The 19,479-nt window shown below is 67.3% G+C and carries 20 protein-coding genes and 4 tRNA genes; 16 read left to right on the forward strand and 8 right to left on the reverse strand.

Features of this window, described 5'->3' with window-relative positions:
• The first annotated feature begins 93 nt into the window (after positions 1-93).
• From lepB to nagZ, 7 genes are read left to right on the forward strand one after another with little or no spacing between them, the layout of a single operon-like run.
• Positions 94-993 carry a signal peptidase I gene (lepB, locus tag AC6EI8_RS06780; protein ID WP_149317039.1) on the forward strand — a complete coding sequence of 300 codons (900 nt, stop codon included), beginning with the start codon at positions 94-96 and terminating at the stop codon, positions 991-993.
• A 59-nt stretch (positions 994-1,052) separates the two neighbouring features.
• Positions 1,053-1,823, forward strand: a complete 771-nt coding sequence (gene rnc, locus AC6EI8_RS06785; RefSeq protein ID WP_149317040.1) for a ribonuclease III — start codon at positions 1,053-1,055, stop codon at positions 1,821-1,823.
• A complete protein-coding gene (gene era / locus AC6EI8_RS06790; protein WP_150082689.1) occupies positions 1,820-2,770 on the forward strand; it encodes a GTPase Era in 951 nt (316 codons plus the stop codon). Before rnc ends, era begins: the two co-directional genes overlap by 4 nt.
• Positions 2,763-3,650, forward strand: coding sequence for a DNA repair protein RecO (gene recO, locus AC6EI8_RS06795; RefSeq protein ID WP_149317042.1), 888 nt, complete (start codon positions 2,763-2,765; stop codon positions 3,648-3,650). The genes era and recO overlap by 8 nt, the downstream gene beginning before the upstream one ends.
• Before the next feature lie 7 nt (positions 3,651-3,657).
• Positions 3,658-4,440, forward strand: a complete 783-nt coding sequence (pdxJ, locus tag AC6EI8_RS06800) for a pyridoxine 5'-phosphate synthase (protein WP_150082687.1) — start codon at positions 3,658-3,660, stop codon at positions 4,438-4,440.
• Positions 4,437-4,865 (forward strand): holo-ACP synthase, encoded by a 429-nt coding sequence (acpS, locus tag AC6EI8_RS06805; protein WP_149317044.1) that lies wholly within the window; start codon positions 4,437-4,439, stop codon positions 4,863-4,865. The genes pdxJ and acpS overlap by 4 nt, the downstream gene beginning before the upstream one ends.
• Positions 4,866-4,882: 17 nt before the next feature.
• Positions 4,883-5,932, forward strand: coding sequence for a beta-N-acetylhexosaminidase (gene nagZ / locus AC6EI8_RS06810; RefSeq protein WP_149317045.1), 1,050 nt, complete (start codon positions 4,883-4,885; stop codon positions 5,930-5,932).
• Between the two features lie 106 nt (positions 5,933-6,038).
• On the opposite strand, the gene efp is transcribed toward nagZ, so the two are convergent.
• Together efp and earP are read right to left on the reverse strand one after the other, a co-directional pair.
• On the reverse strand, positions 6,039-6,599 hold the full coding sequence (gene efp, locus AC6EI8_RS06815) for an elongation factor P (protein WP_006578548.1): 561 nt from the start codon (positions 6,597-6,599) through the stop codon (positions 6,039-6,041).
• Positions 6,600-6,774: 175 nt separating this feature from the next.
• Positions 6,775-8,070 (reverse strand): elongation factor P maturation arginine rhamnosyltransferase EarP, encoded by a 1,296-nt coding sequence (gene earP / locus AC6EI8_RS06820; protein ID WP_498381578.1) that lies wholly within the window; start codon positions 8,068-8,070, stop codon positions 6,775-6,777.
• 178 nt (positions 8,071-8,248) lie between these two features.
• Between earP and uvrC the strand changes: the two genes are divergently transcribed.
• The 6 genes from uvrC (at position 8,249) to AC6EI8_RS06850 (ending at position 13,540) form a co-directional block, all read left to right on the forward strand.
• Positions 8,249-10,501: an excinuclease ABC subunit UvrC gene (gene uvrC, locus AC6EI8_RS06825; RefSeq protein ID WP_498381579.1), complete on the forward strand. Its 2,253-nt coding sequence runs from the start codon at positions 8,249-8,251 to the stop codon at positions 10,499-10,501.
• A gap of 255 nt (positions 10,502-10,756) precedes the next feature.
• Positions 10,757-11,356, forward strand: a complete 600-nt coding sequence (gene pgsA / locus AC6EI8_RS06830; RefSeq protein ID WP_150082683.1) for a CDP-diacylglycerol--glycerol-3-phosphate 3-phosphatidyltransferase — start codon at positions 10,757-10,759, stop codon at positions 11,354-11,356.
• Between the two features lie 159 nt (positions 11,357-11,515).
• Positions 11,516-11,591: transfer RNA gene (locus tag AC6EI8_RS06835), tRNA-Gly, on the forward strand.
• Between the two features lie 54 nt (positions 11,592-11,645).
• Positions 11,646-11,721 (forward strand) — tRNA-Gly (locus tag AC6EI8_RS06840).
• 104 nt (positions 11,722-11,825) lie between these two features.
• Positions 11,826-11,899 (forward strand) — tRNA-Cys (locus AC6EI8_RS06845).
• A gap of 408 nt (positions 11,900-12,307) precedes the next feature.
• Positions 12,308-13,540: a cation:proton antiporter domain-containing protein gene (locus tag AC6EI8_RS06850; protein WP_149317048.1), complete on the forward strand. Its 1,233-nt coding sequence runs from the start codon at positions 12,308-12,310 to the stop codon at positions 13,538-13,540.
• Between the two features lie 137 nt (positions 13,541-13,677).
• Here the strand turns inward: AC6EI8_RS06850 and AC6EI8_RS06855 are convergent, their stop codons facing one another.
• Positions 13,678-14,607 carry a LysR family transcriptional regulator gene (locus AC6EI8_RS06855; RefSeq protein WP_498381580.1) on the reverse strand — a complete coding sequence of 310 codons (930 nt, stop codon included), beginning with the start codon at positions 14,605-14,607 and terminating at the stop codon, positions 13,678-13,680.
• Between the two features lie 101 nt (positions 14,608-14,708).
• On the opposite strand from AC6EI8_RS06855, the gene AC6EI8_RS06860 reads away from it, so the two are divergent.
• On the forward strand, positions 14,709-15,809 hold the full coding sequence (locus AC6EI8_RS06860; protein WP_498381581.1) for a YeiH family protein: 1,101 nt from the start codon (positions 14,709-14,711) through the stop codon (positions 15,807-15,809).
• Between the two features lie 250 nt (positions 15,810-16,059).
• On the opposite strand, the gene AC6EI8_RS06865 is transcribed toward AC6EI8_RS06860, so the two are convergent.
• Positions 16,060-16,146 (reverse strand) — tRNA-Leu (locus AC6EI8_RS06865).
• A gap of 180 nt (positions 16,147-16,326) precedes the next feature.
• On the opposite strand from AC6EI8_RS06865, the gene AC6EI8_RS06870 reads away from it, so the two are divergent.
• Entirely contained in the window at positions 16,327-16,701 is a 375-nt protein-coding gene (locus tag AC6EI8_RS06870) for a hypothetical protein (protein ID WP_149317051.1), read from the forward strand.
• 156 nt (positions 16,702-16,857) lie between these two features.
• Complete coding sequence (locus tag AC6EI8_RS06875) at positions 16,858-17,265, forward strand: heme-binding protein (RefSeq protein WP_149317052.1); 408 nt, start codon at positions 16,858-16,860, stop codon at positions 17,263-17,265.
• Positions 17,266-17,392: 127 nt separating this feature from the next.
• On the opposite strand, the gene AC6EI8_RS06880 is transcribed toward AC6EI8_RS06875, so the two are convergent.
• From AC6EI8_RS06880 to AC6EI8_RS06895, 4 genes are all read right to left on the reverse strand, one after another.
• Positions 17,393-17,737, reverse strand: a complete 345-nt coding sequence (locus AC6EI8_RS06880; protein WP_149317053.1) for a hemin uptake protein HemP — start codon at positions 17,735-17,737, stop codon at positions 17,393-17,395.
• Between the two features lie 245 nt (positions 17,738-17,982).
• Positions 17,983-18,396, reverse strand: coding sequence for an ExbD/TolR family protein (locus tag AC6EI8_RS06885; RefSeq protein ID WP_149317054.1), 414 nt, complete (start codon positions 18,394-18,396; stop codon positions 17,983-17,985).
• Between the two features lie 38 nt (positions 18,397-18,434).
• Positions 18,435-19,163, reverse strand: a complete 729-nt coding sequence (locus tag AC6EI8_RS06890) for a MotA/TolQ/ExbB proton channel family protein (RefSeq protein WP_149317055.1) — start codon at positions 19,161-19,163, stop codon at positions 18,435-18,437.
• Positions 19,164-19,209: 46 nt separating this feature from the next.
• Positions 19,210-19,479 (reverse strand): energy transducer TonB (locus AC6EI8_RS06895; RefSeq protein WP_498381582.1); only part of this gene is annotated, 270 nt, incomplete at its 5' end.

The raw sequence follows: 19,479 nt of genomic DNA on the forward strand, positions 1-19,479 counted from the left end.
CGGACGGCAAGCGTGGCGAATCGGCGCAGCGCCGGTCCAGCCCACACGCCCTCCGGTTCGTACCAATAAGATTTCGCCAACGATCTAGCCGTCATGAATTTTGCACTGATCCTTTTTGTGCTGGTGGTCATCACCGGTATTGCCTGGGTAGCCGACAAGCTGGTGTTTCAGAAGCAGCGCCGCGTTTCGGCGCAGGCCGCGCTGGCCGAGTTCGATGCGCGCCGCGCCGCGATGCCGGGGCACGGCTCGGGCACCGACTTCGAATCCTCGCGCAGCCGGCTGGCCGAGGAAAAGCTGCGCCAGCCCTGGTGGCTCGAATATTCGGCCAGCTTCTTCCCGGTGATCCTGGCCGTGTTCGTGCTGCGCTCGTTCGTGGTCGAGCCGTTCAAGATCCCGTCCGGCTCGATGATCCCGACGCTGTTGATCGGCGACTTCATCCTGGTCAACAAGTACGAATACGGCCTGCGCCTGCCGGTGATCAACAAGAAGATCGTCTCGCTGGGCGAGCCGCAGCGCGGCGACGTGATGGTGTTCCGCTATCCGAAGGATCCGTCGCTCGATTACATCAAGCGCGTGATCGGCGTGCCCGGCGATGTGGTGACCTATGAAAACAAGCGGCTGACCGTCAACGGCAAGCCGGCGCAATACGACGCGCTGCCCGATTATCTGGACGAGGAGCGGCTGTCGTATTCCAAGCATTACAAGGAAACCCTGCCGGGCGGCGCGCCCCATGGCATCCTGAACGACGCCGACCGGCCGGCCTTCGTGGCCGGTGCCGACCCGGATTTTCCCTTCCGCGAAAACTGCACTTACAATCAGCAGGGCGTGACCTGCAAGGTGCCCTCGGGTCACTATTTCGTCATGGGGGATAACCGGGACAACAGCCTGGATTCGCGCTATTGGGGCTTCGTGCCGGACGAGAATATCGTCGGCAAGGCATTCCTGATCTGGATGAATCTCGGCAACCTGGGCCGGGTGGGGTCGTTCCAATAAACGGCGGCCGCCGGCCGGAGCGCGCCATTCGATTACCTCTTCGGGAACGCAGTACTGACATGAACCTCGACGCCTTGCAGCAACGACTCGGCTACCGTTTCAGCAAGCCCGAATTGCTGCAGCAGGCGCTGACGCACCGCAGCCATAGCGCGCACCACAACGAGCGGCTGGAATTCCTCGGCGACTCGGTGCTGAACTGCGCCGTCGCGGACATGCTGTACGGCATGTTCGGCAAGCTCGACGAGGGCGACCTGTCGCGGGTGCGGGCCAATCTGGTCAAGCAGCAGGCGCTGTACGAGATCGCGCAGATGCTGCAGCTGTCCGAGTCGCTGCGGCTGGGCGAGGGCGAGCTGAAAAGCGGCGGTTTCCGCCGCCCCTCGATCCTCGCGGACGCCCTCGAAGCCATCGTCGGCGCGGTCTTTCTCGACGCCGGTTTCGAGGCCGCCCGCAGCCTGATTCGCAAGCTCTATATCCCGATCCTCGAGCAGGTCGATCCCCGCACGCTCGGCAAGGACGCCAAGACGCTGCTGCAGGAATACCTGCAGGGCCACAAGATCGCGCTGCCCCAGTACAACGTGATCGCGACCCACGGCGCCGCCCATAACCAGCAGTTTGAAGTCGAATGCATCGTGCCTAAACTGGAGGTGCAGGTATTCGGCACCGGGGCCTCGCGCCGCGCCGCCGAACAGGCCGCCGCCAAGCTGGCGCTGGAAGAGGTGCAGCGGCTGGTGCCCCAGCTGCTCAAGCGCAGCCGCGCCGAACGCACCGGCAAGACCCGCAAGCAGCCCGTTCCCCCGGATCCGCAGTTGTCTCTCAGGTTGAAGGAATGACCGAATCGAATCGCCCGCAGCCGGAGTCCACGGACTCCGCGGCGGCAAACCCGCCCGCGGCATTCCGCTGCGGCACCGTGGCCATCGTCGGACGGCCCAACGTCGGCAAGTCGACCCTGGTCAATGCGCTGGTCGGCCAGAAGATCAGCATCACCTCCCGCAAGGCCCAGACCACGCGCCATCGGCTGGTCGGCATCCAGACCACCGACGATACGCAGTACGTGTTCGTCGATACGCCGGGCTTCCAAACCCGGCATGCCAGTGCCCTGAACCGTTCGCTCAATCGCGCCGTGACCTCGACGCTGTCGTCGGTCGACCTGGTGCTGTTCGTGGTCGAGGCCGGCCAGTACGGGCCCGACGACGAGAAGGTGCTGACGCTGCTGCCGCGCAATACGCCGGTGCTGCTGGTGGTCAACAAGATCGACCGTCTGCCCGGCGACCGGCGTTCGGAGATCATGTTCCCCTTCCTCGAGAAGATGGGACACCAGTTTCCGTTCCGCGAGGTGGTGCCGATGTCGGCCAAGACGCGCGACCATATCGAACGCCTGCTCGGCATCATCCGGCCCTATCTGCCGGAAGGCGAGCCGATGTACGACACCGACGCGCTGACCGACCGCAGCGAGCGCTTCCTCGCCTCGGAGATCATCCGCGAGAAGGTGTTCCGCTGGACCGGCGACGAGCTGCCGTACACCAGCACCGTCGTGATCGACAAGTTCGAGACCGAAGGCCGGCTGCGGCGCGTGTTCGCCACCATCCTGGTCGAGCGCGATGCGCACAAGGCGATGGTGATCGGCAGCAAGGGCGCCAAGCTCAAGCAGATCTCCACCGAGGCGCGCCTGGACATGGAAAAGCTGTTCGACGGCAAGGTCTACCTGGAGCTGTGGATCAAGGTCAAGAGCGGCTGGGCCGACAACGAAGCCGGATTGCGTGCCTACGGATATGAGTGACCGCCCGGCGGTCCCGGCGCCTGCGCGGCGCGGGACCGCCTCCGCGCGCCGCGCGGACCCGGTGGCAGAGGAAGCCGCCGAAGTGCTCGACAGCGTCGGCGCCGAGCTGGCCGGCGCGCGCGCGATGATGGATCGCGCGATGCGGATCGTACCGGCGCGCACCGAGCTGCGCGTGGTCAATCAGCCGGGCTTCGTGCTGCATGCCTGGCCGTATCGCGAAACCAGCCTGATCGTCGATGTCTTCACGCGCGACCATGGCCGCATGGCGCTGGTCGCCAAGGGCGCCAAGCGCCCGCATTCTGCGCTGCGCGCGGTGCTGCAGCATTTCCTGCCGATCTCGCTGTCGTGGAGCGGGCGCGGCGAGGTCAAGACACTGACCAAGGCGGAGTGGATCGGCGGCATGCCGCCGCTGGCCGGCGAGGCCCTGCTGTCCGGCTTCTATCTGAACGAATTGCTGCTGCGCTTCTGCCCGCGCGAGGACGCCCACGAAGCGCTGTTCCGCCATTACATGGCGACGCTGACGCGGCTGGGGCAGGGCGAGCCGGCCGGACTGGTGCTGCGCGGGTTCGAGCGCGTGCTGCTGCAGGAGACCGGCTTCGCGGTGGCCTTCGACCGCTGTACCTCGACCGGCGAGGCGGTGCAGCCGGGGCTCGACTACGTCTACCAGCCGGAGCGCGGCGTGCGGCGCGCGCATGCCAGCGATCCATCGTCGTGGCCGGTGGTATCGGGGCAGACGCTGCTCGACATGTCCCGCGACGACTACAGCCGGCCGCAGACCGTCACGCAGGGCCGCGCGCTGATGCGCTTTCTTCTGCATTATCATCTGCAAGGCGTGCCACTGAAGACGCGCCAGATCCTGATCGACCTGCAAGCCCTGTGATCTCCCTATGATTTTCCACGCTCATCCCGGCGTCATTGCGCTCGGCGTCAACATCGATCACGTTGCGACGCTGCGCAACGCGCGCGGCACCGTCTATCCGGATCCGATCCAGGCCGCGCTGCAGGCCGAGGAGGCCGGCGCGGACCTGATCACGCTGCATCTGCGCGAGGACCGCCGCCATATCCGCGATGCCGACGTGCGCGCGCTGCGGCCGCAGCTGGCCACGCGGATGAACCTCGAATGCGCGCTGACCCCGGAGATGCTGGACATCGCCTGCGAGATCCGTCCGCAGGACGTCTGCCTGGTGCCCGAGCGCCGCGAGGAAGTGACCACCGAAGGCGGGCTCGACGTGGCGGGGCGATTCGAGCAGGTCAAGGCGGCGTGCCGCCAGCTGGCCGATGCGGGCATCCGCGTGTCGCTGTTCATCGATGCGCAGGCCGAGCAGATCGAGGCCGCCGCCGCCAGCGGCGCGCCCGTGATCGAGCTGCATACCGGCCGCTATGCCGATGCCGAGACGCCCGACGCGCAGGCGCTGGAATTCCGCCGCATCGCCGACGGCGTCGAGACCGGCCTGAAGCATGGCCTGGTGGTCAACGCCGGCCACGGCCTGCACTACACCAATGTGCAGCCGATCGCCGCGCTGCCGGGCATCGCCGAACTCAATATCGGCCACGCCATCGTCGCCCACGCGGTGTTCGCCGGCTGGCAGAACGCGGTGCGCGAGATGAAGGCGATCATGGTCGCCGCCCGGCTCGGCACGCGCTATCCCGCGCCGAAGGCTCCGGCGTGATCTACGGCGTCGGCACCGACATCATCCAGATCGAGCGCGTGCGCGGCGTGATGGCCCGCACCGGCGGCCGCTTCGCCGAGAAGGTGTTGGGCCCGCAGGAGCTTGCCGTCTATCATCGGCGCCGCGCGCGCGTCGAAAAGCGCGGCCTGGCCTTCCTGGCGACGCGTTTCGCCGCCAAGGAGGCCTTCTCCAAGGCGATCGGCCTGGGCATGCATTGGCCGATGACCTGGCGCGCGATGGAGCTGCTGAACCTGCCGTCCGGCGAGCCCTATGCGCACTGCCACGGCGAGCTGGCGCAATGGCTGGACGAACGCGGCCTGACGGTGCGCGTCAGCGTCAGCGACGAACACGACTATGCGGTCGCCTTCGCGATCGCGGAACGGACGGGGCCGGCCGACACCTCGGGCGTGTCCCTACCCAGATAACTCCCTCTCTTTCACCGATGACCAAGAAGAACGCAGGCAAGCGACCGGGCCCGGTCGTGCTGGATGTCAAGGGCAAGCAGCTGGACGCCGACGATGCGCGCCGCATCTCGCATCCGCTGACCGGCGGCGTGATCCTGTTCGCGCGCAACTTCGAGTCGCGCGCGCAACTGGTGTCGCTGACGCGCGAGATTCGCGCGCTGCGCGACGACGTGCTGATCTGCATCGACCATGAAGGCGGGCGGGTGCAGCGCTGCAAGACGGACGGCTTCACCCATCTGCCGGCGATGGCAAAGCTGGGCGAGCTGTGGGATCGCGACGTGCTGGCCGCGACCCGGGCGGCGGTGGCGTGCGGCTATGTGCTGGCGGCCGAGCTGCGCGCCTGCGATATCGACCTGTCCTTCACGCCGGTGCTCGATCTCGATTACGGGCGCAGCGGCGTGATCGGCGATCGCGCCTTCCACGCGGATCCGCGCGTGGTGGCGATGCTGGCCAACCATCTGACCCATGGCCTGCTGCTGGCCGGCATGGCCAACTGTGGCAAGCATTTCCCGGGGCACGGCCACGTCGAGGCGGATTCGCATGTCGCGGTGCCGGTCGACGAGCGCACGCTGGACGAAATCCTGGAACAGGACGTGCGGCCCTATCAGTGGATGGGCATGACGCTGGCCTCGGTGATGCCGGCCCACGTGATCTACCCCAAGGTCGATCCCAATCCCGCCGGCTTCTCGCGCTATTGGCTGCAGGACATCCTGCGCGGCCAGCTCGGCTTCGAGGGCGTGATTTTCAGCGACGACCTCAGCATGGAAGGCGCCAGCGTCGCCGGCACCGTCACGCAGGGCGCGCGTGCCGCGCTGGATGCCGGTTGCGACATGGTGCTGATCTGCAATCATCCCGAGCGCGCCGACCAGTTGCTGGCCGAGCTCGACGTGTCGATCGACAAGGCCTCGCAACGGCGCGTGCGCCGGCTGTTCGCGCGCGGCAAGGCGATGGACTGGAACAAGCTCGAGCAGGACGCGGGCTATCGCAGCGCGCTGCGGCAGCTGCGCGACGAGGCGCTGATCGGCTGAGGCCGCAGCGCTCGCGGCAATCATCGCGACGCAATGAAAAAGGGCAGCCGGTCGGGCTGCCCTTTTTTCGTCTCGGCACGGACCGCGAGGGTCCGTCTGCCTCGCCTTAGTTGGCGCGGCTGCGGTATTCGCCGGTACGGGTGTCGATTTCGATCTTGTCGCCGATATTGCAGAACAGCGGCACCTGCAGTTCGAAGCCGGTATTGATCTTGGCGTTCTTCAGCACCTTGCCCGACGAGGTATCGCCCTTGACGGCGGGCTCGGTGTAGACGATCTCGCGCACCAGCGTGGTCGGCATTTCGACCGAGATGGCCTTGTCGTTGTAGAACACCACTTCGACGTTCATGCCGTCTTCGAGGTAGTGCAGGGCATCGCCCATGTTGTCGCTTTCGACTTCGTACTGGTTGTAGTCGGCGTCCATGAACACGTACATCGGGTCGGCGAAGTACGAGTAGGTGCATTCCTTGCGATCCAGCACGACCACTTCGAACTTGTCGTCGGCCTTGAACACGGCCTCGCCCGGTGCGTCGGTCAGCAGGTTCTTGTACTTCATCTTGACGACCGCGGCGTTGCGGCCCGACTTGTTGTACTCGGCCTTCTGCACGACCATCGGATCGGCACCGATCATGAACACGTTACCGACGCGGAGTTCCTGTGCGGTTTTCATCTGAACTAATCTTCCTGAATTAAAAATGTCTGGGAGTTCGGCGTGGCGAGGGCGCGCCGGGGCGGCGCGTTCGCGATCCGTGCTCAGTTCCGCGCGGGGCCCGCAGGCTCGGACGCCGTCAGGCGCCGTGCGGGCAACCCAGGATTTCCAGCCCGGTCGCCATCAAATTAACCCGCTATTTTACCCGACTTTCGCAAAACGCTACGAGGTTCGCTGCGAGATCGCCCAGCGCGGCCAGGCTGTGCTGCCAGCGCTGTGCCGTGCGCGCCAGGCCGGGCAGCGCGTCGCGCAGGCCGTCCCACGCGGCCGCCATGTCCTCGGGCGCCGCGGCGCCGTTCCACACATGCCAGAAGCGCGTCATCGCCTCGGCGTGCGCCGGCTCGCCGATCTGCTGCCGATACAGCGCCAGGAAGGCGTCCAGCTTGACGCGATGGGCGTCGTCGGCCTGCGGATAGATGTGCCAGACGAAGGGGCGCGCGGCCCATTGGGCGCGCACGAACGAGTCCTCGCCGCGAACGAAGTTGACATCGCAGGCCCACAGCAATTCGTCGAACTGCTCCTGGGGCAGGAAAGGCACCTGCTGCAGATGCAGCAGGCCCAAGGTGCAGGCCGCCCCGGGCGACGCTGCCGCGGTGGCGTCCGTGCCCGCCCAGGCGAACGCCTGCTGCGCCGCCGGGCCTGACGGCATCAGGCACTGCACCGGCTCGTCGCCGTCGCGCCAGTGGGCCAGCAGCGCCGGCAGCGCCGGGTTTGGATAAGCGAACAGGCTGACCCGGCGCGCGCCGTCGATCGGCGTGACGCCGAGCCGATGCCACAGCCGCGCCTGTGCCGCCGGCGAGTCCGTAAAGCTGCGCCGCTGCATGGCGAGCAGCGATTCGCGCAGCACGCCGCCGGTGCCCGGCTCGAAGCCGGGGAAGAAGAAGTACTTGACCAGCGGCAGGCGCGGATGCGGCGACGCCATGCCGTGATGCTCGCGCACCCAGGGCTCGGCGCTCAGGTATTCGAGATTGACCCACACCGGCTTGCGCGGCGCCTGCGCCATCCGGGCGACGAAGGCCGGCGGCAGCTCGCAGGCGAAGGCCTCGATCACCGCGTCGTGCGGCGCGATGTCGCCCATCGACTCGCCCGCTGACTTGCCTGCCGACTTGCCTGCCAACTCGCCAGCCGACTTGCCTGCCGACTCGCGGACGGTCTCTCCGGCCGTTTGGCCACCGGACTCGCCCGCCGGCCCGCCCAGCCCCTCGTCGCTGCCCGCGACCCAGCGGCGGACCTCGACGCCGGCCAGGCGCTGGCGGTCGGCAGCGGGGTCGATGGCCGGCGCCAGGCGCGCAAAGCTGGCCAGATCGTCGACCCACAACCGCACGGCGTGGCCATGCTCCTGCGCGAGTTGGCGGGCCAGCCGCCAGCAGACACCGATGTCGCCGAAGTTGTCGATCACGGTGCAGAAGATGTCCCAGGAGCGGATGGTCATAGGGAAGTCGGCCGTTTCCGGCGCGGGCCAGGCCCGGTGAGGCGAAGACGGGGCCGCCGGTTTGGCAGGAGGCGGGCGGAATTGCTCTAAACTTGCGATTTTAGAGCCCCGCAAGCCTTTGCGCGTGCAGCGCGTCACGTTTGCGGCGGCCCCTCGCATGTCCCTGCCGCCTTCCCCGATGTCACGTCCGGATCCGCAACCCACTGGCACGCCCGCCGAGGTCGAGCCGCGCATCGACACGCCTGCCGAGGCCGAGCCGCACCTCCACGCGCCCGAGCCAGGGCCCGACACGCCCGGGTCGACGTCGCCCGCCGCCAGGGCTTCGTCGGCCGACGCTTCGGTCGCACCCGCGAAGGCCGGTGCACCGCGGCAGGAGCCGCAGCGGAAGCCGGAGCAGGGGCCGGAGCAGCGGCCGGAGCTCGAACAGGAATCGGAGCAGGAAAGCCACTTCGACCCTCGCCCCGTGATCGCCGCGCTGCCGGGCCTGCCCGGCGTCTACCGCTATTACGACGCGGCCGGCGGCGTGCTCTATGTCGGCAAGGCGCGCGACCTGAAGAAGCGCGTCTCGAGCTATTTCAACAAGACCCAGCTGTCGCCGCGCATCGCGATGATGGTGTCGCGCATCGCCCGCATCGAGACCACGGTGGTCCGCAGCGAGGCCGAGGCGCTGCTGCTCGAGAACAACCTGATCAAGGCGCTGACGCCGCGCTACAACATCCTGTTCCGCGACGACAAGTCGTACCCCCTGCTGAAGCTGTCGGCGCATCGCTATCCGCGCATGGCGTACTACCGCGGCGCGACCGATCGGCGCCACCAGTATTTCGGCCCGTTCCCGAGCGCGCATGCGGTGCGCGAAAGCATGCAGATCCTGCAGAAGGTGTTCCAGCTGCGGACCTGCGAGGACACCGTCTTCAACAACCGCACCCGGCCGTGCCTGCTGCACCAGATCCACCGCTGCACGGCGCCCTGCGTCGGCGCGATCAGCGAGGAGGATTACGCGCGCGACGTGGGCAACGCCGCGCGCTTCCTGCAGGGCCGACAGAAGGAGGCGCTCGAAGGCCTGCAGCAGAAGATGGAGCAGCACGCCGAGCGGCTCGAGTTCGAGCAGGCCGCCGCCGTGCGCGACCAGATCGGCGCGCTGTCGACGGTGCTCAAGCGCCAGGCCGTCGAGGAAGTGGGGCAGAGCAGCGATATCGATATCCTGGCCGTCGCGGTGCAGGGCGGACGCGCCTGCGTCAACCTGGCGATGGTTCGCGGCGGCCGCCATCTGGGCGACAAGGCCTACTTCCCCGCGCATGTCGAGGAGGCCGCGATGATCGTCGACGAGGAGGCCGAGGACGTCGTTGCCACCGCCGAGGGCGGCGCGCTGTCCGATCCAGCCAATTCGGTCGAACCGGCCAATTCGGTCGAACCTGCCGAACCTGCCGAGGCGGCCGCGCCTGCGGAGTCCGGCGCCGCGACGGCCGAGCGCGTCGCCGCCAACGTGCTGGCCGCCTTCATGGCGCAGCACTATCTCGATCAGCCGGTGCCGCCGATCCTGGTGGTCAGTCACGCGCCGGCCGACGGCGCGCTGATGGAGGCGCTGACGATGCAGGCTGGCCGCCGCATCACGCTGGTGCGCCAGCCGCAGGGCCAGCGGCGCGCTTGGCTGGAGATGGCGCAGCAGGGCGCGGCGCTGGCGCTGGCACGGCGCCTGGCGGAGCAGGGCAGCCAGGAGGCCCGCACGCGGGCGCTGGCGGAGACCATCGGCATCGAGCTCGACGATCTGGGCGCGCTGCGGGTCGAATGCTTCGACATCAGCCATACCGCCGGCGAGGCGACGCAGGCCTCGTGCGTGGTGTTCCATCACCATGCGATGCAGAACAGCGAATACCGCCGCTACAACATCGACGGCATCACGCCCGGCGACGACTATGCGGCGATGCGCCAGGTGCTGACGCGCCGCTATCAGAAGCTGGTCGAGCGCAGCCAGGAGGACAGCGCCGCGATGCCGCATATCGTGCTGATCGACGGTGGCAAGGGGCAGGTCGAGGTCGCGCGCCAGGTGTTCGAGGAGCTCGGTCTCGATATCGGGCTGCTGGTCGGCGTGGCCAAGGGCGAAGGCCGCAAGGTCGGCCTCGAGACGCTGGTGTTCGCCGACGGCCGGCCCGCGCTGGAACTGGGGCAGGGCAGCGCGGCGCTGATGCTGGTGGCGCAGATCCGCGACGAGGCGCACCGCTTCGCCATCACCGGCATGCGCGCGCGCCGTGCGAAGACGCGGACCACCTCGCGGCTGGAGGAGATCGAAGGAATCGGCGCGCGCCGGCGGCAGAAGCTGCTGACCCGTTTCGGCGGCATCCGCGGCGTGATGGCGGCGAGCGTCGACGAGCTCGCCAGCGTCGACGGCATTTCGCGCGCGCTGGCCGAGGAAATCTATCGGCAGTTGCACTGACGCGGCGTCCGGTTGCGGTGACCGGTTGCGGTGACCGGTTGCGGCATCGGTTGCGGCATCCGGTTGTGGGACGCCGGTGGCCGCACTCCGGTCGTGGTCCCCCCGGTTGCAGGTCCGACATGGGTTCGGCCGCCGATACCGGCCACCGCCGGCGCGGAACGTGATCGGTCGTCCCCGCTTCGAGAAATGCTCAATTGATGTCGGAATCGGCGACAATCGCGTGATTGTCCCGTCTTCGACCCTGCCGATCCGCCTATGCCGCTGAATATTCCGATCCTGCTGACCTGGCTGCGCGTGGCCATGATCCCGCTCGTGGTCGGCGTCTTCTATCTGCCCGATGCCTGGCTGTCGATGCCCGCCAAGAACCTGACGGCGGCCGTGTTCTTCATCGTGGCGGCGGCCACGGACTGGCTCGACGGATTCCTGGCGCGGCGCTGGAACCAGACCTCGTCGTTCGGCGCCTTCCTCGACCCGGTTGCCGACAAGCTGATGGTCGCCGCTGCGCTGCTGTCGCTGCTCGCGCTGGACCGCGTCAGCGATCTGATCGCCCTGGTGATCATCGGGCGCGAGATCACCATTTCGGCGCTGCGGGAGTGGATGGCGCAGATCGGTGCCTCCAAGAGCGTCGCCGTCAATTTCCTGGGCAAGCTCAAGACCACGTTCCAGATGATCGCGATCCCGCTGCTGCTGTTCGATGCGCCGCTGTTCGGCATCGACGCCGGCATGCTCGGCGGCTGGCTGATCTACGTCGCCGCCGTGCTCACCCTTTGGTCGATGTTCTATTACATGAAGCTCGCCTGGCCGCAGATCCGGGAGCGCAGCGCGGCCGCCGCCCGGGCCGCCGCGCAAAAGTGAGGATCAGTGCAAAAATATGCTTGACTTCATTGTCGGATGTTTGCATAATTTCGTTCTCGCTTCTGACGAAACAAAACGAACGAAGCGAGATGCAGCAAGAAGCGGTCTATATGCAGTGATTTAGCACCGTGTTGTTGCAAGTGCAGTACGCAGGACACTGCGGGAGTAGCTCAGTTGGTAGAGCGCAACCTTGCCAAGGTTGAGGTCGCGAGTTCGAGACTCGTCTCCCGCTCCAGAATTTTCTGGTCGATCCGGTAGCGATTTCCGGGTTTGCCGCAGCAGGTGTCATGCGGGAGTAGCTCAGTTGGTAGAGCGCAACCTTGCCAAGGTTGAGGTCGCGAGTTCGAGACTCGTCTCCCGCTCCAGTCCGAAAGGGAAGCAGCGCTTCCCTTTTTAGTTTGCGATGCTGCCGCATCGGCCTCCGGCGCCCGGAAGCCACAGCGGCTACAATCCAGCATCCAGGTCACCCGGCGGGGTGGCAGAGTGGTTATGCAGCGGCCTGCAAAGCCGTGTACGCCGGTTCGATTCCGACCCCCGCCTCCATCGATCTTCCCCCTCTGTTGCGCCCGATCCGCGGCGCCCGATCCGCGGTTTTCGCCGCCGATCCCGTGCCCTCGCGGCATTCACAGCGGACTCTCGCTGACTTTTCTCTGTCTCTGCGCGGCGTTTTTGCGGTCTTATCGCGGCTTTACCGCGTGGCTCGCGTGATACATTACGTCTATCGCACCAGTCGTCGCCGTTGCTGGACCATGCTGGCAACGTGCCCACGCCTCGCGCCCAGGCACCGCTGCCGGTGGCGACGACTCCCATTCGGTTTCATTTCCGCAGACTGTCCGCCCGGGCGGCGCCGGCACCAGGCCCCGTCGATGGCGGCGTGTCCGCGTCGATCGGGACCGGATCGCCGTTCGACTTCCCGGCGCCACGCCGGCCATCAGAAGGAAACCACCACGCATGCATCACGCTACTCCGCTCATCAGCACCATCGTCGGCGGCATTGTCCTGGCCTTTGTCCTCGGTGCGTTGGCGGGGCGTTTACGGTTGCCGCCCTTGATCGGCTACCTGTGCGCGGGCGTGGTGGTCGGACCGCATACGCCGGGCTATACCGCCGACCAGGCGCTGGCGCCGGAGCTGGCCGAGCTGGGGGTGATCCTGCTGATGTTCGGCGTGGGCCTGCATTTCTCGATCCGCGACCTGATGGCGGTGCGCAAGATCGCGATCCCCGGCGCGGTGGCGCAGATCGGCATCGCGACACTGCTTGGCATGGGCGTCGCCTGGGGCTTCGGCTGGAGCTGGGGCCAGGGCCTGGTGTACGGGCTGGCCCTGTCGGTCGCCAGTACCGTGGTGCTGCTGAAGGCCTTGCAGGATCGCGATCTGGTCGACAGCGAGCAGGGCCGCATCGCGGTCGGCTGGCTGGTGGTCGAGGATCTGGCGATGGTGCTCGCGCTGGTGCTGCTGCCGGCGCTGTCCGGCCTGCTGGTGCCGGCCGGTGCCAGCGGGGAGGCGCCGGCGGCCAGCGTCACGGACATCCTGCTGACGGTGTCGCTGACGCTCGGCAAGGTCGCGGCCTTTGTCGCCGTGATGCTGGTGATCGGCCGCCGCTTCATTCCGTGGATGCTCGAGCGCATCGTCTGGACCGGCAGCCGCGAACTGTTCCGCCTGGGCGTGCTGGCGACCGCGCTCGGCGTCGCCTTCGGCGCCTATTCGCTGTTCGGCGTGTCGTTCGCGCTGGGCGCGTTCTTTGCCGGCATGGTGCTGGCCGAGTCCGAATTCAGCCATCGCGCGGCCGAGGAATCGCTGCCGCTGCGCGACGCCTTCGCGGTGCTGTTCTTCGTCTCGGTCGGCATGCTGTTCGACCCGATGGTGCTGGTGCGCGACCCGTGGGGCGTGCTGGCGACCGTATCGATCATCGTGGTCGGCAAGTCGGTGGCGGCCCTCGGCATCGTGCGGATGTTCGGTTATTCGAACCGGACCGGCATGACGATCGCCGCCAGCCTGGCGCAGATCGGCGAGTTCTCCTTCATTCTGGCCAGCCTCGGCGTGTTCCTGCAGATCCTGCCGGAACGCGCGCAAAGCCTGATCCTGGCGGGCGCCTTGCTGTCGATCGTGCTCAACCCGCTGCTGTTCCGCTGGCTGGACCGCTATGTGGCGCGCCAGAGCGAGGCGGGCGAGGCGCAGGCGGCCTGACGATCCGGCGGGGGCCGCGTCCGGGCCTCCTGATAGGCCCCCGATTGGCCCCCCGAATGGCCTGCCGCTTGGCACGCCGATCGGTTCGCCGCGTGGATCGCCGAGCGGCTCGCCTCCTAGTTCGCCGATCGGCTCCCTCATCCTTCCCGCTTTTCCACTTCTTCCAGTTCCAGTTGTGGCGCCGTCCGGCGCAGGTATTCGGTAAAGGCCAGCAGGCCCTGGGTCGGATACTTGTCCCGATGGACCACCAGGTGCCAGGGCCGCACCAGCCGCGGCAGGCCGCGGCGCAGCGCCACCAGCGTGCCGCGCTCCAGCTCGTCGCGCACCACATGCAGTGACAGGCAGCTGACACCAAAGCCGCTCATCACCGCGCGCTTGATCGCTTCGGCGTTGCCGAGCTCCAGCGCAAAGCGCAGCGGCCCGAGCAGCGGGGCAAGCCGTTGCTCGACGATCTCGCGCGTCCCCGAGCCGCGCTCCCGCACCAGCCAGTCCGCCTCGCGCAGCGCGCCCAGATCGCCATCGGCCTGCGCCAGCGGATGCCCGGCCCCCACGACCACCACCATCTCGTCGTCGCACCAGTGCACGCTGGTCAGCTCGCGTTCGTGGCAGGTGCCCTCGATCAGGCCGATATCGGCTTCCAGCCGCAACAGCTCCTGCAGCACGTCATGGGTATTGCCGATGCGCAGGTCCAGCGCGCAGGGCTGTTGCTGCGCCTGACGGAAGCCGGTCAGCAGGGCGGGCAGCAGATAGCTGCCGATGGTGTTGCTGGCGGCGATGCGCAACTGCACGCCGGCGTCGGCGGCGAAGCGTTCCAGCTCGTGCGCCTGATCCAGCAGCGACAGCGCGCGCGGGAAGAACTGCCGTCCGGTTTCGTTGATGGTCAGCCGTTTGGCGATGCGGTCGAACAGGCGCCGGTCCAGTGCACGTTCCAGGTCGGCCAGCGCGGCGCTGACGGCGGACTGCGACATCGCCACCGCATCGGCGGCGGCGGTCGTGCTGCCGTGCTGGACCACGGCGACGAAAACGGCGAGCTGACGCAGCGTCAGCCGCAAGGGGCTATGTTGCATATCTATAAACCAGGTAAGAAGTAACGATATTACCTGTTTTACAGATGAGAGGTCGGTTGTTACGCTGGCGTCATTCTCCACGCCCATGTCGTCCCTGCGCCATGCCGACCACCTCGATTCCTGCCGCCGCCCCCGCTACCGCCCCAGCCCGCGCCATTTCCTGGCGTTATCGACTGCTGACGCTTGCGCCGCTTGGCGCGATTGCGTGGCTCGCGCTGGTCCTGTCCGGGCTGCCGGCGCTGTCGCAATTGGGCGTCAGCCCGCTGATGCTCGCCATGTGCGCCGGCATGGTCGCCTGCAATACCTTGCCGCGCCACTGGCTGGCGCCGCTGGCGCCGGGCATGCAGCTGGCCCGGCAGACGTTGCTGCGGCTGGGCGTGGCGCTGTACGGCCTGCGGCTGACCTTCGGCTCGATCGAGGCGCTCGGTGTCGGCGGTGTGGTGGCGCCGTTGCTGATGTTGGCGGCGACGCTGTGCGCCGGAGTCTGGGTCGGCACCCGGTGGCTTGGCCTGACCCGCCGCGAGGCGGTGGTGGTCAGCGCGGGCAGCGCGGTGTGCGGCGCGGCGGCCGCGATCGCGGTCGCCTCGATCGCGCGCACCGACGACCGGCAGACCGCGGTCGCGGTGGCCACAGTGGTGCTGTTCGGCACCGTCGGCATGCTGCTGTATCCCTATCTGTATGAACTGGTGACCAACGTCTGGCACTGGCAGGTCGGCGAGCGCGCCTTCGGCATCTATACGGGCGCCACGCTGCACGAGGTCGCGCAGGTGATCGTCGCCGGGAAGGCGGTCGGCGAGACGGCGGGCGATGCCGCCGTGCTGGCCAAGATGGTTCGTGTGCTGGCGCTCGGCCCGCTGCTGCTGGTCCTGGCGCTGTGGCCGCGTGCCGAGGACCGGGCGCAGGGTGCAACGGCCGGCCGCCGCGGCATCGACTGGGCCCGGATCCGGGCGGCGATCCCCTGGTTCGCGCTCGGCTTCGTCGCCGTGCTGGCGATCAACTCCTTCGGCCTGGTGCCGAGCGAATGGAAGCCGGGTCTGGTTGCCTTCGACAACTGGCTGCTGGCCTGCGCGATGCTGGCGATCGGCCTGCATACGCGGATCGGCGACCTGCTGCGCGCCGGCCGCAGGCCGATGCTCCTGGCCGCGCTGCTGTTCGTCTTCCTGGTCGGTGCCGGCGCGCTGCTGTGCGCGGTGCTTCTGTGACGAGCGATCGAGTCCGTCGGCAGGAGCGATGAGGGATAGAGGGGGTGGCGGGCGGGGCTGCAATGGCCCCGCATCGGCGTGGCGCCGCCCCGTCGCGCGGCAAGGTGCTACCCGCCTGCGACGTCAGGTGCCGCCGGGGTGCGAGGCAAGGTACTACCGGATTCAGGCCAGGGTGTTACCGGAATGTGGGTAAGGTGCCAACGCGGCGCGGGTAGTACCGTAGAAGTACGGCGGGGGCTTGCGGCGTGGTTGGTGCGGCCGACGGGACTCGAACCCGTAAGCCCGGAAAGGCGGCAGATTTTAAGTCTGCTGAGTCTACCAATTTCTCCACGGCCGCACGGCAAGCCCGGTATTGTGGGCGGTCGCCGCCCGGGACGCAAGCGCCGCATGATCGCTCTCGTACCCTTCCTGGCAAGGATGTTACTGGCGGTAACAATGTAGAACCCGCCGTTGCACCTGTGATCTAGCCCGGGCCTAGAATACGGGTATCAAGATCAACCTTGCGAGGAGCAAGATCATGAAACGTTGGTTGCTCGCAGGGCTTGGCGTGCTGGCTGCGATGGCCTCAGGCGCCGCGATGGCCCGTGTCGACGTCGGCGTGGTGATCGGCGTGCCGGGCGTCGTGGTCGGCGGTCCCGCCTACTATCCCCCGCCGGCCTATGTCGCGCCGCCGCCCGTGGTAGTGGCGCCCGCGCCGGTCTATTACGGTCCGCCCCCGGTGGTGGTGCGGCCGGGTTACGGCTACTACGGTCCGCCGCCGCGCTATTACGGCCCGCCGCCGTCGCACTACTATGGCCCGCCGCGCTACTACGGCCATCCTGGCCGGCACTATCACGGCGGCCGGCACGGCCACTGGCATGGCGGTCACGGACATCGCCATCATCGCGACTAGATCGCAGAATTGACGATCCGGATCACAAGGGCCCCGCGGGGCCCTTTGCTTTTTTGGCATGGCTGTTTTGCCCGACAAAGGTGCCCGCGTCGTGGTCACCGAAGTGGTGCCGGCGCTATACTGCCGGCTTATTGTTTATCGATTCAGGAGAGTGGTATGCAGCAAAAGTCCGTGCTGACTGCGGAAGACGTGAAGAAGGTGATGGCCGCAGCCGAAGCCGAGGCCAAGGCCCATCACTGGGCCGTCTCCATCGCCATCGTCGATGACGGCGGCCATCTGCTGGCCCTGCAGCGGCTCGACGGCGCTGCGCCGATCTCCGCCTATATCGCGACCGAAAAGGCCCGCACCTCGGCGCTGGGCCGCCGCGAATCGAAGATCTACGAAGACATGATCAACAACGGCCGCAATTCGTTCATGACGGCGCCGGTGCTGCAGGGCATGCTGGAAGGCGGCGTGCCCATTATCGCCGGCGACCAGGTGGTCGGCGCGGTGGGCGTGTCGGGCGTCAAGTCGAGCGAGGATGCGCAGATCGGCCGTGCAGGCATTGCCGCGCTGGGTGTCTGATCCGGCGGCTTCGGCCTGATCGTTCTTCATCGGCCGCCGGCGGTTGCGGCGGCCGCGTCCGCTCCGTCCTGGAGCGGGTTGCCCGATGCCGGGATGCCGCGCGATGCGGCATGCCACGGCGGGCGGCTTACTTCGTCAGAATCAGTTTTCCGTAGCGCGTCTTGCGCAGCGTGTAGACCTCGCCGTTATGCAGGATCGGCAGCGTGGTCGCGCCCCGCATCAGCGCTTCCAGCGGCACCGCCTCGGCGGTCTGTGCGGGGGCCGCATGGGCAGCCGCATTGGTGCTGCGATTGTCGCGCACCAGTGCTTCGAGACGGGCCACCGCCGACTTGACCGTCGCCATCGCCGACGGCGCCGCAGTCTCGCGGCGCGCGTTCGGCGCCGGATTCTCGTTCACCACCACGCGGCGCAGCGACAGGCGGCGGCGGGTGACTTCGCGCGGTTGCGTCAGCGGCAAGGCTAGGGTGCTCATCGATGGGGCTCCTGTTCGGGGATGGTCGGTGTCACGGCGCCGGGAATGGAAAAGGTGGCTGCCGTCGTTCCGTTCATATTAAATGAGAATCGTTATCATTACAACGACTCTGTGCATGATATCGGGCGGCCGAAGGCAGCGCTGCCAAAAAACGCATTTGGTTTCATTCGAAACACAAAAGAAAAAGCCCCACCGCAGGGTGGGGCTTGGGGAAAGCGGCGCGGCACTGCGCGCCGCTGGGGGTCTTACTGCTTCGGCTCCGTGATGAAGCCGATCTTGCCGAGACCGCCGTGCTGCGCGGCGGCCATCACCTCGGCCACGCGCTCGTAGCGCACGTCGCGGTCGGCGCGCAGATGCAGCTCGGGCTGCGGCTGTTGCTGGGCCGCCTGCGCGATATTGTTCTGCAGCGTCGTGTCGTCGATCTCCTGCTGGTTCCAGAACACCTTGCCGGCCGCGTCGATCGACAGGTTGATGTTCTGCGGCTTGGGATCGTTGGGCTGATTGGTCGCACGCGGCAGGTCGATCTTGACCGCGTGATTGATCACCGGGATGGTGATGATGAAGATGATCAGCAGCACGAGCATGACGTCGACCAGCGGCGTCATGTTGATCTCGCTCATGACTGCGTCATCGTCATCGTCGAGAGTACCGAATGCCATGATGACTTCCTTTCGAGCGGAGGGCGGTCCGCGTCAGTTCAGTTCTTGACCGCGAGGCGCACCGCGTTGTCGTCGGCGGCGCGGGTGCCGGTCGGGCGCACGCGGGCGCCGGTGACGAAGTAGGCGTGCAGATCGTGCGCGAAGCGGTTCAGCTTGGAGATCACCGCCTTGTTGCCGCGCGTCAGCGCGTTGTAGCCGAGCACCGCGGGAATCGCCACGGCCAGGCCGAAGGCCGTCATGATCAGCGCTTCGCCGACCGGGCCGGCGACCTTGTCGATGGTCGGCACGCCCGAGGCGCCGATGCCGATCAGCGCGTGGTAGATGCCCCAGACGGTGCCGAACAGGCCGACGAACGGCGCGGTCGAGCCCACCGAGGCGAGGATGGCCAGGCCCGACTGCATGCGCGAAACGGCATCGTCGATCGCGCTCTTGAGCGAGCGGGTCAGCCAGTCGGAAATATCCATCACGTCATGCAGCTGCGGCTGGCTGGCGCGATGGTGCTGGGCCGCTTCCTTGCCGGTCAGCGCCAGCGTGCGGAACGGATTCGATTCGCTGCTGCCGAGCGTTTCGAGCGCATGGTCGAAATCGTCCGAATGCCAGAAGCGCTTTTCCGCGCCCTGCGCCATTTTCTTCAGGCGGACCAGATCCCACGCCTTGGTGAGAATCACGATCCATGACGCCAGCGACATGACGAGCAGAATGATGGCGGTCGCACGCATGACGAAATCGCCTTGCGCCCACAGATGGCTGAGTCCGAGGTCCTGCATGATGGTTCCTGGTAAGTCGTAAATCGTATGGAGGGTTCAGTTCAAATCAGTTCAGCTCGAAAGCGATCGGCTGCTGCGCGGTGACCGCGATCGCACGACCATTCTCGACATAAGGCTTGCAGCGCATCCGCTGGACCGCGTCGATCGCGGCCTGGTCCAGGCGCGACGAGCCGCTGGAGCTCACTACGGCGGTCTTGACGACCTTGCCGGTATCGTCGGTGGTCAGGCGCACCACGGTCTTGCCGGTCTCGCCCATCCGCCGCGATTGCGACGGGTAGGTCGGTTGCGGCGGCGTGCATTGAATCTCGCCGATCCC

It is taken from the genome of Cupriavidus sp. R6-3, from assembly GCF_059772245.1.